General features: G+C 72.6%; 10 protein-coding genes and 1 pseudogene. 6 read left to right on the top strand and 5 right to left on the bottom strand.

What is annotated here, in order from left to right; all coding sequences use genetic code 11:
- Nucleotides 1-24: 24 nt before the first annotated feature.
- A pseudogene (locus tag O7602_RS08625) lies at nucleotides 25-1,380 on the top strand (acyltransferase); the annotation flags it as partial.
- A gap of 83 nt (nucleotides 1,381-1,463) precedes the next feature.
- On the opposite strand, the gene O7602_RS08620 reads toward O7602_RS08625, so the two are convergent.
- Entirely contained in the window at nucleotides 1,464-2,150 is a 687-nt protein-coding gene (locus tag O7602_RS08620; protein ID WP_281587704.1) for a Tat pathway signal sequence domain protein, read from the bottom strand.
- A 187-nt stretch (nucleotides 2,151-2,337) separates the two neighbouring features.
- On the opposite strand from O7602_RS08620, the gene O7602_RS08615 reads away from it, so the two are divergent.
- From O7602_RS08615 to O7602_RS08605, 3 genes are all read left to right on the top strand, one after another.
- The gene (locus O7602_RS08615; protein WP_281587702.1) at nucleotides 2,338-3,084 is read left to right on the top strand and encodes a TetR/AcrR family transcriptional regulator; all 747 of its coding nucleotides are present in this window, start codon (nucleotides 2,338-2,340) and stop codon (nucleotides 3,082-3,084) included.
- Nucleotides 3,085-3,236: 152 nt separating this feature from the next.
- Nucleotides 3,237-3,866 carry a DUF6230 family protein gene (locus O7602_RS08610; protein ID WP_281587700.1) on the top strand — a complete coding sequence of 210 codons (630 nt, stop codon included), beginning with the start codon at nucleotides 3,237-3,239 and terminating at the stop codon, nucleotides 3,864-3,866.
- Between the two features lies 1 nt (nucleotide 3,867).
- Complete coding sequence (locus O7602_RS08605; protein WP_281587698.1) at nucleotides 3,868-4,296, top strand: DUF6114 domain-containing protein; 429 nt, start codon at nucleotides 3,868-3,870, stop codon at nucleotides 4,294-4,296.
- A 1-nt stretch (nucleotide 4,297) separates the two neighbouring features.
- Here the strand turns inward: O7602_RS08605 and murD are convergent, their stop codons facing one another.
- Nucleotides 4,298-5,644 carry a UDP-N-acetylmuramoyl-L-alanine--D-glutamate ligase gene (murD, locus tag O7602_RS08600; protein ID WP_281587696.1) on the bottom strand — a complete coding sequence of 449 codons (1,347 nt, stop codon included), beginning with the start codon at nucleotides 5,642-5,644 and terminating at the stop codon, nucleotides 4,298-4,300.
- A gap of 203 nt (nucleotides 5,645-5,847) precedes the next feature.
- Here murD and O7602_RS08595 point away from each other — a divergent pair, with 203 nt between their 5' ends.
- On the top strand, nucleotides 5,848-7,320 hold the full coding sequence (locus O7602_RS08595) for a transposase (protein WP_348651315.1): 1,473 nt from the start codon (nucleotides 5,848-5,850) through the stop codon (nucleotides 7,318-7,320).
- Between the two features lie 20 nt (nucleotides 7,321-7,340).
- Nucleotides 7,341-8,690: a hypothetical protein gene (locus O7602_RS08590; protein ID WP_281587694.1), complete on the top strand. Its 1,350-nt coding sequence runs from the start codon at nucleotides 7,341-7,343 to the stop codon at nucleotides 8,688-8,690.
- Nucleotides 8,691-8,812: 122 nt separating this feature from the next.
- On the opposite strand, the gene O7602_RS08585 is transcribed toward O7602_RS08590, so the two are convergent.
- Genes O7602_RS08585 through O7602_RS08575 form a run of 3 tightly spaced genes read right to left on the bottom strand, consistent with a single transcriptional unit; the run spans nucleotide 8,813 to nucleotide 13,039 of the window.
- The gene (locus O7602_RS08585) at nucleotides 8,813-10,750 is read right to left on the bottom strand and encodes a PucR family transcriptional regulator (protein WP_348651328.1); all 1,938 of its coding nucleotides are present in this window, start codon (nucleotides 10,748-10,750) and stop codon (nucleotides 8,813-8,815) included.
- A complete protein-coding gene (gene argG, locus O7602_RS08580; RefSeq protein WP_281587690.1) occupies nucleotides 10,747-12,198 on the bottom strand; it encodes an argininosuccinate synthase in 1,452 nt (483 codons plus the stop codon). The genes O7602_RS08585 and argG overlap by 4 nt, the downstream gene beginning before the upstream one ends.
- A 28-nt stretch (nucleotides 12,199-12,226) precedes the next feature.
- Nucleotides 12,227-13,039 (bottom strand): RNA methyltransferase, encoded by an 813-nt coding sequence (locus tag O7602_RS08575; RefSeq protein ID WP_281587688.1) that lies wholly within the window; start codon nucleotides 13,037-13,039, stop codon nucleotides 12,227-12,229.
- Between the last annotated feature and the right edge of the window lie 20 nt (nucleotides 13,040-13,059).

Genomic DNA, 13,059 nt, shown 5'->3' with positions numbered 1-13,059 from the left:
CGAGAGCTGGCATAGCCTGGGGCCATGCGCCGCCTGCGGCAGCTCGCCGAGCGCACGCCGCCGGAGCGGGAGCGCTACGTCGACCTGCTCCGGGCGCTGGCGATCACCCTGGTCGTGCTCGGCCACTGGGGCGTGACCGCGATCGGGTACGACCACGGCCGTCCGGCCGGTCACTCGGCGCTGGCCGACCTGCCCTGGGCCTGGCCGCTGACCTGGCTGGCCCAGGTGATGCCGGTGTTCTTCCTGGTCGGCGGCTACGCCAACGCCGCCTCTCTCACCGCCCGCCGGGGCCGGGGCGGGACCGCGACCGGCTGGCTGGTGGACCGCAGCGCCCGGCTGGTCCGACCGACCACCATGCTGCTGCTGGTGCTGACCGCCGGCGCCGCGGTCGCCACCGTACGCGACGCCGAGCCGGCCCAGGTCCGTACGGTGGTCTGGTTCGCCACCATCCCACTCTGGTTCCTGGTCGCCTATCTCGTGGCGGTGGCGCTGACCCCGCCGATGTACGCGCTGCACCGCCGGTTCGGGCTGGCCGTGCCGGCGGTGCTCGTCGGTCTCGTCGCGCTCGGTGACCTGGGCCGGCTGCTCGGTCCGGGCGGACTGGCCGACGGCAACTACCTGTTCGCCTGGCTGGCCCTGCACCAGCTCGGCTTCGCCTGGTACGACGCCCGCGTACCCCAGCTTCCCCGCCATCGTCGGCTGCCGCTGTCCCGCCGGGCCGGCGCAGTCCTGCTCACCGGCGGCGTGGCCGCGTTGATCCTGCTGACCGTTGTCGGGCCGTACCCGGTGGCGATGCTGCACGTGCCGGGCGAGCGGCTGGACAACGCCGCGCCGCCGAGCCTGGCGCTGCTCGCCGCCGCCGCCACCCAGCTCGGGCTGATCCTGCTGCTGCGCCGCCCGGCCGGCCGTTGGCTGCGCCGGCCCGGCCCGTGGCAGGCGGTGATCGCGGTGAACGCGGTGGTGCTCACCGTATTCCTGTGGCACCTGACGGCCGCGATCCTGCTGATCGGCCTGCTGGACGTGCTCGGTGTGCTGCCCACGCCCCCGGTCGGGTCGCCGGCGTGGTGGGCCTGGCGGATCCCGTGGCTGCTCGCCCTGACCGTGGTGCTCTCGGCCCTGGTCGCCGTCTTCGGCCCGGTCGAGGCCCGCACCCGCCGCCCGGCCGGCGGCCGGGCGGGGCGGCCCGACGGCGAGCACGGTCCGGCGTGGACCGCGCTGACCGTCGCCGGGTACGCCGGGCTGGTCGCCGGACTGCTGCTGAACAGCCTCGCGCCGAACAGCGCGCCGGACCCGCTCGGCCTGCCCGTCCCGGCGCTCGTGGCGTACCTGGTCGGCGCGGGGCTGCTGCGACTGCTCAGATCCGGCTGGGGCGGCCGTGGTCGACCCGGCCGCGGCACGCGTGCGGGGCGCAGGGCGGGGCCGGTGCCCGGCGAACCGCCGGGCACCGGCCGTGGGCCCGGTGGTCAGTTGACGTAGACGCCCGGGCTGCCGGTCTTGCTGGTGTCCTTCACCGGCGAGTAGGTGGCGGTGAAGTAGGCGGTGCCGAAGCAGAGCGACGGGCCGGAGAACTTGGTCAGGGTCTGGTTGGTGAAGGCGATCGAGTTGGTGGCGTTGGCCGCCACACCGGTGAGCTTGTTCGCGCTGGTCCGGTAGACGCAGGTGATCGCACCGAGCAGCGAGTTCAGCACGACGGTGCTCTGGATCGGCGCAGCCGCCGTGCCCGAGATGGTGACCACGCCGGCGCTGGTGACCGAGGTGGTGTACGGCAGGTTGTTGACGGTCACGCTCTGCACACCGGTGGTGCCGAAGACGTTCGTGGTGCAACTGGTGAACGTCTGCGCGGTGAGGCTCTCGGTGGCGGTGCCGGACGCGGTCGGGTTGGTCAGCACCTTCGCGGTGAAGCTGGACGCGGCGCACTTGACGCCCGTGCTGCCGCTGGCCGAGGAGTAGAAGGTGGCGTTGGTGCCGCTCTTCAGGCTGGCCTGGATGACGTCGCCCACCGAGACGGCGGTGCCGCCGGGGGCGGGATAGGTCAGCACGGCGCTGGCGAGTGCGGTGGCGGGGGCGGCGGTGGCGGGGGCGGCGCCGACCAGTCCGGTCAGCAGCGCCAGCGCGGCGAGGCCCGCGCCGATTCGTCCGTACCTGGGCATGGTTGTTCCTTCCGGCGGTGGGACGGAGTGGTGGATGGAGCCGGGAGGGCGGGGACGGGCGGCGATAATGACAGCCGTTCGGGCCCTCGATGGAGATCACCAATGGTGACGGTGGGCGAACTGAGCGTGTCGAAAGTTATAAACCTCAGAGGGTCGTAAAGTCAACGCATCAAGGAGGGCCGATCTTTTGACCATCCAGAGCCCGCCCCCGCCGGCCCCCCTGCCCGGCGCGCGGCACGGCCGCGATCCCGACCGGGCGATCAAGCGCGGGCCGCGACGCGTGCCGGCCGAGGAGGTGGCGGCGACCCAGCGCGACCGCCTCTTCGACGGGTTGGTGCGGGAAGTCGCCGCCCGGGGGTACGACAACGCCCGGGTCAGCGACATCTGCCACGCCGCCGGGGTTACCAGGCCGGCCTTCTACGCCCTGTTCAGCGGCAAGCAGGACGCGTTCCTCGCCGCGTACCGGCACGGCATCGCCGTGGTCTCGCAGTTGATGGAGTCCGCCTACGCCGAGGCCGGACCGGCCTGGCCGGAGGCCGCCCGCGCGGCGCTGCGTACCCTGCTCGACGTGCTGGCGAGCGTGCCCGCCTTCGCCCGGATGGCGCTTGTCGAGGTGGACGCGGCCGGTCCGGACGCGCGCCGGGAGCGGGACGCGCTGGCGCACAGCTTCGGTTGGTTCTTCGCCGGCGCCGACCCGGGGCCGGCGGTGCCCGGGGTGGACCGCGACGTGCTGGCATCCACGGTGGTCGGCGGCATCTACGCGACGGTCCGCGCCCGGGTGGCGCAGGGGCGGGCCGAGGAGTTGCCGCTGCTGCTGCCGGTCCTCACGTACGCGGCCGTCGCGCCCTTCCTCGGCCCCGAGGACGCGCGCCGGGCCACCCGGCCGGACCATCCGGACGACGGACCGACCACCGTGGCTCCCTGCGCACCCTGATCGGATCAAAAACCGCAGCGGTTTTTCACTTTGGCCCCAATTGACAGATGCCGGGCAACGATCTGTTGACCCTCCCTTTACTCAGCGGTAACTTCGGCCTGCGCGAGCAATTCACATCGTCGAGGATGAATTGATCTCGAAAGGGAGCCGCCATGTCGGAGCAGACCGCACCGATCGAGTCCGGCCAACCGAGCAGCGGCGTACGCTGGCGCCGGTTCGCCGTCACCCTCGGCACCGTCGCGGCCGGCGCGGCCGGCATGGTCGTGCTCACCGCCCAGGGCGTGCTCGGCGCGCAGTTCGCCATCTCCGGCATGCCGTTCACCGTCACCGCCGACAAACTCGAAGGCACCGGGTTCGAGCAGTTCGCCACGCTCGACCAGATGATCCCGGACAGCCCCAACCAGGGCGACACCGGCGGTCAGGTGGTGGTGATCGTGTCGGCCATCGACAAGGCCGAGCTGACCAATCTCTGCCAGAGCATCAGCCTCGGCGGGATCAACCTACGGATCACCGCCGGCGGCTCCGGCAAGCCGGTCACCGCCCGCACGCTCGTCGTCGACGGCGACGAGGTGGCCGGCAACGCCTCGTTCAAGAACATCAACGTCGGGCAGGACGCCAGCACGGTCGACCAGGTCCCCGGCGTCAAGGGCAATCCCGGAGTCTTCGCCCAACAGGCCGACACGGTGACCATCACCAACCTGCGGCAGAACAACTACGCCACCACCGCCGCCGTGTTCACGCTGCCCAACCTGCACATGGGCTTCAGCTCCGACGGGTGCTGAGATGACCGCCGGAGCACACGCGGCGCCGGCCGCCCGGGCACGGTGGCGCCACTGGCGGCGGGCCCGGCCGTTCACCGCCGGGGTGCTCGTCGCGCTCGGCGGCGTCGAGATGCTCGTGACCCTGCGCGCGCCGCTCGGGGTGCTGCTGCACGCCGGACCGCAGGGACTGGCCGCGTACCTGGTGCCGGCCGTCCTCGTACTCTGCGGGGTGCTGCTCGTCGCCACCCCGCAGCAACGGGTCTTCTACGCGCTGCTGTCCCTGCTACTCGGGTTGGCCTCCTGGCTCACCTCGAACCTGGGCGGCTTCCTGATCGGCATGCTGCTGGCGCTTGTCGGCGGCGCGCTCGCGTTCGCCTGGACCCCGGACAAACGACCGGCGCCCGCGCCCGCGGCACCGGAACCCGCCGACGACGCGCTGCCCGCCGGGTGACTCAGCGGGCGGTGTCGGCCACCGCCTGGGCGAACACCTCCGAGCGGTGCTCGAAGTTGCGGAACCGGCCGTAGCTCGGCGCGGCCGGGGACAGCAGCACCACCCCGCCGGCCGGGGTGAGCTTGCGCGCCAGCCCGACGGCGGCGACCAGGTCCTCGGCCACCTCGGTGCGCACCGCCGGCAACCCGGCCAGCGCCGCCACGATGCGGGGGCCGCTGTCCGGGATGCCGATCACGGTGATCTCCCGCTCGGCGAGGTGCTCCCGCAACGGCGCGTAGTCGAGCCCCCGGTCGGTGCCGCCGACGATCACGGTCAACGGCCGCCCCTCGTACGCGTCGATCGCGTGCATGGCCGCGTACGGGCTGGTCGCGAGCGTGTCGTCGACGAAGGTGAGCCCGGACGGGTCGGGGATCTCGGTGAGCCGGTGGGCCAGCCCCTGGAACTCGGCGACCGCCACGGCCAGGCTGTCCCGCCGCGCGACCACGTCCACGCCCAGCGCGTCCAGCACGGCAAGCGCGACGCACAGGTTGCCCTCGTTGTGCCGGCCGACGAGCGGCAGCACCGCGCGCGGGAAGAGCGGGGCGTCGCGCATGTGGAACCACGGCGTGCCGTCCGGGCCGGTGGCCACGTGGGTGGTGTCCGGTGCGCCGGCCCGGACCGCGGCCCGGTCGCCCAGCTCCACGGCCAGCCGCGGGTCGGCGCCGTTGACCACCACGGTGCGCGGGCCGTGCGCGACCAGGTTGAGCTTGTCCCGGTAGTACTCCCGTTCGCCGCCGTGCGCGTCCAGGTGCTCGGGGAAGAGCGCGGTCACCACCGCCACCCGGGGCGAGTCGGTCAGGTCGGCGCACTGGTAGCTGGACAGCTCCAGCACGTACAGCTCGGCCTCGGGCAGGTCGAGCAGCGGCACCCCGATGTTGCCGCCGAACACGTTCGGCCGGTCCATCGCGGTGAGCAGGTGACTGATCAGGCTGGACGTGGTGCTCTTGCCCTTGCTGCCGGTCACCCCGACGGTCCGGTCGGCGTGGTCGGCCATCCAGAGCGCGCTGCCCTGGGTCACGGGGACGGACCGGCGGCGCAGCTCGCCCATCCACGGGTGGGTGTTCGGCACCCCCGGCGAGCGGACCACCACGTCGGCGGCGGCCAGCCGCTCGAAGCCCTCCTCGCCGGTCACCAGCGGCGCCGCCGCGGCGAGCGGACCCTCCCAGGGCAGGGTGAGGAAGTTCGCGCTGTCGTCGACGGCGACCAGACCCGCCGGGGCGTGCGCGGCGATCGCGACCACCGCGGCCCGGCCCTCACGGCCGGCGCCCCAGACGGCGACATGACGTCCGCGCAGATCAGACAGGCGCACGGGCTCTCCTCGTTGACGTCCTCCCCCTCATGAAGGATGAGGGCGATTGCAGCCTATACAGGCTGAGGTTCACGGGCGTTCGAACGGCCGGCGGCCGCTGTTGCCACTCCCGGCACCGGCCGTTCGTCAGAGGCAGGGATTTCCGCCCCATCCTGCCGCAACGCTGACTGTTGTGTCGGAGGTGGCAGGCATGCTGTGGGGCTGTGGGGAGGTTTACCGCGTTCCGGTTCACAGCTGACCCGTCACCGTCGCAGGTGGCGGTGTTGGTCCGTCACACGGGGGCGGCTCGGTTCGCGTTCAACCAGTGCCTGGCTCTGGTGAAGGACGCCCTGGATGCCAAACACCGGGGCGGGTCGGTGGTGGTGCCGTGGTCGGGTTTCGACCTGATCAACGCGTTCAACTCGTGGAAGGTCTCGGCACAGGCGGGCCGCCGCTTAGTAGTCGACTCGGCCGGTTCGGCCGAGATCACGGCGACGGGATTGTCGTGGCGTGCCCAGGTGTGTCAGCAGGTGTGTGAGGAAGCCGCTGTCGACCTGGGCCGCGCCCTTGCCGCCTGGGCCGACTCGCGATGGGGAAAGCGGCCAGGTCGCCGGGTGGGGTTCCCGACATTCAAACGCAAGAGCCGCACCCAGCCGTCGTTCCGGATCCGCTGCAAGACCAAGGCGGGTCGGGTGAGCATCCGAGTGGGGGATCCGACGGCGGGCACTCGGAGTATCTGTCTGCCGAGGATCGGAGCCCTGAGGGTACGGGAGGACACGCGCCGACTACGGCGGATGATTCGCATGGGCCGAGCCCACACCCGGTATGCCACCGTCTCCTGCCGGTCCGGCCGATGGACCGTCACCGTGACAGTGGAGGCGGCCGACCTGCATCCCGCCCGGCAGCACCCGCCACGCCCCGACGCTGACGGTAGTGGTTGGGTAGGCATCGACCGCGGCCTCACTGCCCTCGTGGTGGCCGCCGACACCACCGGCCGACAGCGGCTGCGCGTCACTGATCCACCGCGCCCGCTGCGGACCGCCCTGCCTCGGCTACGCCGACTGTCCCGCCAGGTCACCAGCAAACGGCGAGGCTCCCGCAATCGGGCCGAGGCTGTCACCCGGCTCGCTCGTGCCCACCATCGTGTCGCGCATGTACGTCGTCACTTTCTGCACAAGGTCGCCAACCAGCTGGTCAAGACCCACGACCGGCTGGCTCTGGAAGATCTGTATACCGCCGGTCTGCTGCGCAACCGGCGTCTGGCCGCCGCCATCTCCGATGCGGGTTGGGCTGAACTGGCCCGCATCATCGGCTACAAACAACGTTGGCGGGGCGGGCAGGTCATCCGGGCACCCCGCGGGTACCCGTCCACAAGAATGTGCAGTGCCTGCCGCATCATCGGCCCCGCCCTACCCCTGTCCGTACGCGTCTTCCGCTGCGACGAATGCGGGCATACGGCGGACCGGGACGTCAACGCAGCGGTCAACCTCGCCGTCTGGGCCGAGCAACGCCACGCCCAGACCCGGGACCCCGAAGCACGAGGCCCGGTCACCAACGCCTCCCGAGGGACCGGCTCTGGCCAGCGCCCAAGCGCCGGTGCAACCAGTCCTGACGACGGAGTAACCCCACCGCCACGGACACCCGTGACGCAGGGACGCCCGAGAAGGGCGGTGTCTCATGAACCAACGGACTTTTGAGACACGCTGTAGTATGGCGTGTGCCCAACGAGCAGCTCCGGCGGATGGACGCCTTCACCTTCCCGTCCTACTCGATCGACTTCGCCACCGGCGAGGTCCTGTTCGACTACGCCCTGACCGGTCCCGACGGCGAGCAGCGGTTCACCGAGGTGATCACGCTCCCGCTGCCGGCCGAGCCGGTCTCCGACGCCACCGCCGCCACGCTCGGCCGGGTGCTGGAGCTGCTGCACGTGGTCGCCGGCGTCAGCTACTACAAGGCCGCCGCGCCGCCCCGGCTGGTGCTGCCCGCGCCGCTGGGCACCGCCGCCGTCGAGCTGGTCACCGCCGTCTACACCAAGGGCCTCGCCGAGTACGCCTACCGCAACGACCTGCCGTACGTGCTGACGTTGCGGCCCGAGGTGCCGGCCGGCTCGGTCGAGGCGGCTGCCCCGCTCGACAACTCGGACCGCCGTCCGCTGTCCGCCGTCGGCGGCGGCAAGGACTCCATCGTCACGCTGGAGGCGCTGCGCCGGGCCGGGTTCGACCCGGTGCCCTTCTCGGTCAACCCGAACCACGTGATCGTCTCCGTCAACGAGGCGTCCGACCTGGTGCCGCTCGCCGCCCGGCGCCGGCTCGACCCGGCGCTGTTCGAGCTGAACGCGGCCGGCGCGCGCAACGGGCACATCCCGGTCACCGCGATCAACTCGCTGATCGCGGTCGCCACCGCCGTGCTGCACGGGCTCGGGCCGGTGGTGATGTCGAACGAGCGGTCCGCGTCCGACCCGAACCTCCTCTGGCAGGGCCACGAGATCAACCACCAGTGGTCCAAGGGCGTCGAGGCGGAAGGGCTGCTGCGTGCCGCGCTGGCCGAGCACGCCGGGCTCACCGAGCCGTACTTCTCGCTCCTGCGCTCCCTGTCCGAGCTGCACATCGCCCGACTGTTCGCCGAGATCGACAGGTACGACGCGGTGGTGACCAGCTGCAACGCCGCGTTCAAGCTGCGCGACGCGAGCGAACGCTGGTGCCGCGACTGCCCGAAGTGCCGGTTCGTCTTCCTGGCCATGGCCCCGTTCATGCCCCGCGAGCGGCTCACCGGCATCTTCGGCGGTGACCTGCTGGCCGACGAGTCCCAGCTCCCCGGCTACCGGGAGTTGCTCGGCATCGACGGGCACAAGCCGTTCGAGTGCGTCGGCGAGGTGGAGGAGTCGGTGGTCGCGCTGAGCCTGCTCGCCGAGCAGGAGCAGTGGCGGGACGCCCCGGTGGTCCGCGCCCTGGTCGCGGAGCTGCCCGACACCGCCTGGCAGGCGGCGTCCACCTCCGACGTCTTCACCCCGGCCGGCCCGAGCTTCGTCCCCGCCCCCTACGCCAAGGCCCTCCAGTCCCTCACCTGACCTACCCCGACCAGCGCCGGCGGCCGGACGAGGGACAGCCCAAGGGTGATCATGAGGTTGACGGCATGAATGGAGATCAACACCGCCGTCAACTTCATGATCGCCGCAGTGGAGGCGGGGGGTCAGATGGGGCGGACGGCGTCCAGGGCCAGCAGGGCCACGTGCAGGGAGAGGCACTGGTCGACCGAGTCGAGATCGGCGTCGAGGATGCGGCCGATGCGCGCCAGCCGCTCGTAGAAGGCGGGGCGGGACAGGTGCGCCGCCGATGCCGCCGCCGACTTGTTCCGCCCCTGCTCCAGGTATGCCCGTAGGGCGTCGAGGAGCTGCTCGCGGGGGTGCTGGGCGTCGTAGGCGAGCAGCGGACCGAGTTCCCGCTCGACGAACGTCTGCAGCCGGGGCTCGTCGCGCAGCAGGTGCAGCAGTCCGGCCAGCCCGACGTGCGGCAGCCGGAAGCAGGGCAGGTCCCGCGGGTCCCGCCGGGCCGCCTCGGCGATCTGCCGCGCCTCGACAAGTGACCGGCGCGCCTCCCGCAGGCTGCCCACCCCGGAGCCGGCCGCGACGACGATCGCCGGTCGGGCCGGAACGTCGACCGGACGCGCCGCACCACGAACAGGAGCGTCGACCGGACGCCCCGCACCACGAACAGGAGCGTCGACCAGACGCCCCGCACCACGAACAGCCCCGTCGACCGGACGCCCCGCACCACGAACAGCCCCGTCGACCGGACGCCCCGAACCAGCCGCACCGCGAACAACCCCGTCGACCGGACGCGCCGGGTGGGGAGCGGGCGGGCGGACCGGGGCGGCGTCGAGGCGTACCCGACGCAACGCCGTGGTGAACGCGGCGAGCGACTTCTCCTCGGCGGCCGGGTCGGGCAGCGCCAGCAGCGCGCCCACGGCCTGGTCGTCGACGGCGCTGGTCAGCGCCGTGAGCTTGGCCTCCCGCACGGCCTGGCCGACGGCCTCGGCGAGGTCGCGCAGCCGGGCCGGGCCGGCCTCCGGGCCGGTGTCGGCGCCCGGCGCGGCGGCGTCGCCGGCCGGGTCGTCGCTGCGGTGCCGGACCACCACGCCGACCAGGTGCCGGCGGTCCAGGGTGACGCCGAGCGCCTTGGCGCGCAGCGCCACCTCGTCCACCGGGCGGGAGTGGTCGATGAGCGCGGTCAGCAGCGTGCGGTGGATCTGCCGTTCCAGGCCCTCGGCGTCGCGGCGGATCAGCCGGCCCAGGGCGAGCGTGGAGGCGGCCCGTTCGATCAGGATGGTGAGCCGGGTGGGCGGGGCGGCCTCGGCCGCCGGCCAGCGCAGCAGCAGCCGCCCCCAGTCCTGCCCGCGCGCGCCGACGGTGGTGACCAGCCAGCCGCTGTCCGGGTCGTACGCGGTGCGCCCGGCGGGGCGGATCCGCCGGGAGTGCTGTTCCCAGCCGTCCAGCAGCAGTTCCGCGTTCTCCCCCGCCGGGTCGTACGCGAGCACCTGCCGGGACAGGTTCTCCAGCACCACCGGGCAGCCGGCCAGTTCGGCTGCCTGGCGCAGCACCTCGGCCGGTTCGGCACCCTCCACGGACAGCTCGGTGAACCGCTGGTGGATCTCCTCGGTGGCGCGCAGTTCGGTGAGCTGGGCGTCCACGATCAGCGCGTGCACCGCCTCGGTGATCCGGACGAACGGCGTGCCGTGACGCAGCTCGATCAGGGGCAGTCCGCGCCGTTCGGCGGCGGCGGCCATCACCCGGGGCACCCCGCTGACGTAGCGGCGGCCCAGCTCGACGACCAGCCCGGAGACGCCGACGCCGGCCAGGTCGCCGATGAACGCGCGCAGGCCGGCGTCGTCGGCGGGCAGCCCGATCCCGGTGGTCAGCACCAGTTCCCCGCCGCCGAGCAGGGTGGCGATGTCTGGCACCTCGGCCACGTGCACCCAGCGCACCGGGCGGTCCAGCCCGGCGTCGCCGGCGACGAGGCGCGGCGCGCCGTGCCGTACCGGCTCCAGGGCGAGCACCTCACGCACGGTAGGGAACACGGGCGACACGCTACCCTGCGTCACAACGGCGCCGGACGGGCTGCCCCGGTTCAGTCGACGCCGAACTCCATCGCGGCGCGGTCGAGCCACTCGTCCGCCGCGGAGGGGACGCCCCGGGAGGCGATGGCCTCCGCGCCGCCCTCCGGCATCGCGCCGATCAGCCCGGTCGAGGCCGCCTGCGCGGCGCCGACCATCCGCTGGGTGCCGGCGCCGCCGACCATGCCGAGCGAGGCGTACTGCTCCAGCTTCGCCCGCGAGTCGGCGATGTCCAGGTTGCGCATGGTGAGCTGGCCGATTCGGTCGGACGGGCCGAACGCGGAGTCCTCGGTGCGTTCCATGGACAGCTTGTCCGGGTGGTAGCTGAACGCCGGGCCGGTGGTGTCCAGGATCGAGTAGTCCTCGCCCCGGCGCAGCCGCAGCGTCACCTCGCCGGTGACCGCCGTGCCGACCCAGCGCTGCAACGACTCGCGCAGCATCAGCGCCTGCGGATCCAGCCAGCGTCCCTCGTACATCAGCCGGCCCAGGCGGCGGCCCTCGGTGTGGTAGTTGGCCAGGGTGTCCTCGTTGTGGATGGCGTTGACCAGCCGCTCGTAGGCGGCGTGCAGCAGCGCCATGCCGGGCGCCTCGTAGATGCCCCGGCTCTTGGCCTCGATGATCCGGTTCTCGATCTGGTCGGACATGCCCAGGCCGTGCCGGCCGCCGATGGCGTTGGCCTCCAGCACCAGGTCGACCGGGCTGCCGAACTCCTTGCCGTTGATCGTCACCGGGCGGCCCTGGTCGAAGCCGATGGTGACGTCCTCGGTGGGGATCTCCACGGCCGGGTCCCAGAACCGGACCCCCATGATCGGGCTGACCGTCTCGATGCCGGTGTCGAGGTGTTCGAGCGTCTTCGCCTCGTGGGTGGCGCCCCAGATGTTGGCGTCGGTGGAGTATGCCTTCTCGGTGCTGTCCCGGTAGGGCAGGTCCCGGTCGAGCAGCCACTCCGACATCTCCTTGCGCCCGCCCAGCTCGGTGACGAAGGCGGTGTCCAGCCACGGCTTGTAGATCCGCAGTTGCGGGTTGGCCAGCAGGCCGTACCGGTAGAACCGCTCGATGTCGTTGCCCTTGAAGGTCGAGCCGTCGCCCCAGATCTGGACGTCGTCGGAGATCATCGCGCGAACCAGCAGGGTGCCGGTGACCGCGCGGCCCAGCGGCGTGGTGTTGAAGTAGGCCCGCCCGCCGGAGCGGATGTGGAAGGCCCCGCAGGTCAGCGCGGCGAGGCCCTCCTCGACCAGGGCGGCGCGGCAGTCGACGAGCCGGGCGACCTCGGCGCCGTAGCTGAGCGCGCGGCCCGGCACGGAGGCGATGTCGGGCTCGTCGTACTGGCCGATGTCGGCGGTGTAGGCGCAGGGCACGGCGCCCTTGTCGCGCATCCAGGCGACCGCGACAGAGGTGTCGAGGCCGCCGGAGAAGGCGATGCCGACGCGTTCGCCGATGGGCAGGGAGGTGAGAACCTTGGACACAAGGAAGATTATGCGTCAACGCGCATGGTCATGCAAGCGGATCGTCTCGACCCAGTTCCCAGCAGGCCACCGCCGTGGCCGCCGCCACGTTCAACGAGTCCACACCCCGGCGCATCGGGATCACCACCCGCACGTCGCTGGCCGCCATCGCCGCCCCGGTCAACCCGGCGCCCTCCGCGCCCAACAGCAACGCCGCCCGGGCCCGCTGGTCGCCGGTGAGCCGCTGGATCGGTACGGCGTCCGGCGCCGGCGTCATCGCGAGCACGGTGAACCCCGCCGCCCGCACCTGCTCCAGGCCCGCCGGCCAGCTCTCCAGCTTCGCGTACGGCACCGCGAACACCTCGCCCATGCTGACCCGGACGCTGCGCCGGTAGAGCGGGTCGGCGCAGGTCGGCGACAGCAGCACGGCGTCCACCCCGAGCGCCGCCACGGCCCGGAAGATCGCGCCCAGGTTGGTGTGGTTGTTCACGTCCTCCAGGATCACCACCCGCCCGGCGGCGGCCAGCACCTCCGCCGCCGACGGCACCGGCTTGCGGTGGAACGACGCGAGTACGCCCCGGTGCACGTGGAAGCCGGTGGCTCGCTGGAGCACGTCCGGCGTGGCCGCGTACACCGGGGCGTCTGCGGTGTCGAGGTCGGCGAGCTGGTCCGCGCGCTTCGCGTCGACCAGGTACGACCGGGCCGGGTAGCCGGCCCGCAGCGCCCGCCGCAGCACCAACTCCCCCTCGGCGATGAACAGCCCGTGCGGGGGCTCCCAGCGGGTCCGCAGCTCCACGTCGGTCAACGCGCGGTAGTCGGCGATCCGGTCGTCGTCGGGGTCGGTGATCTCGTGGACGGGCACCGCACGATTCTGCCGTACCC

Source organism: Micromonospora sp. WMMD1128 (assembly GCF_027497235.1).
In the GTDB taxonomy this organism is placed as follows: domain Bacteria; phylum Actinomycetota; class Actinomycetes; order Mycobacteriales; family Micromonosporaceae; genus Micromonospora.
The sequence above is the reverse complement of the archived record's forward strand: the minus strand, read 5'-3'. Positions and strand labels throughout refer to the sequence as shown.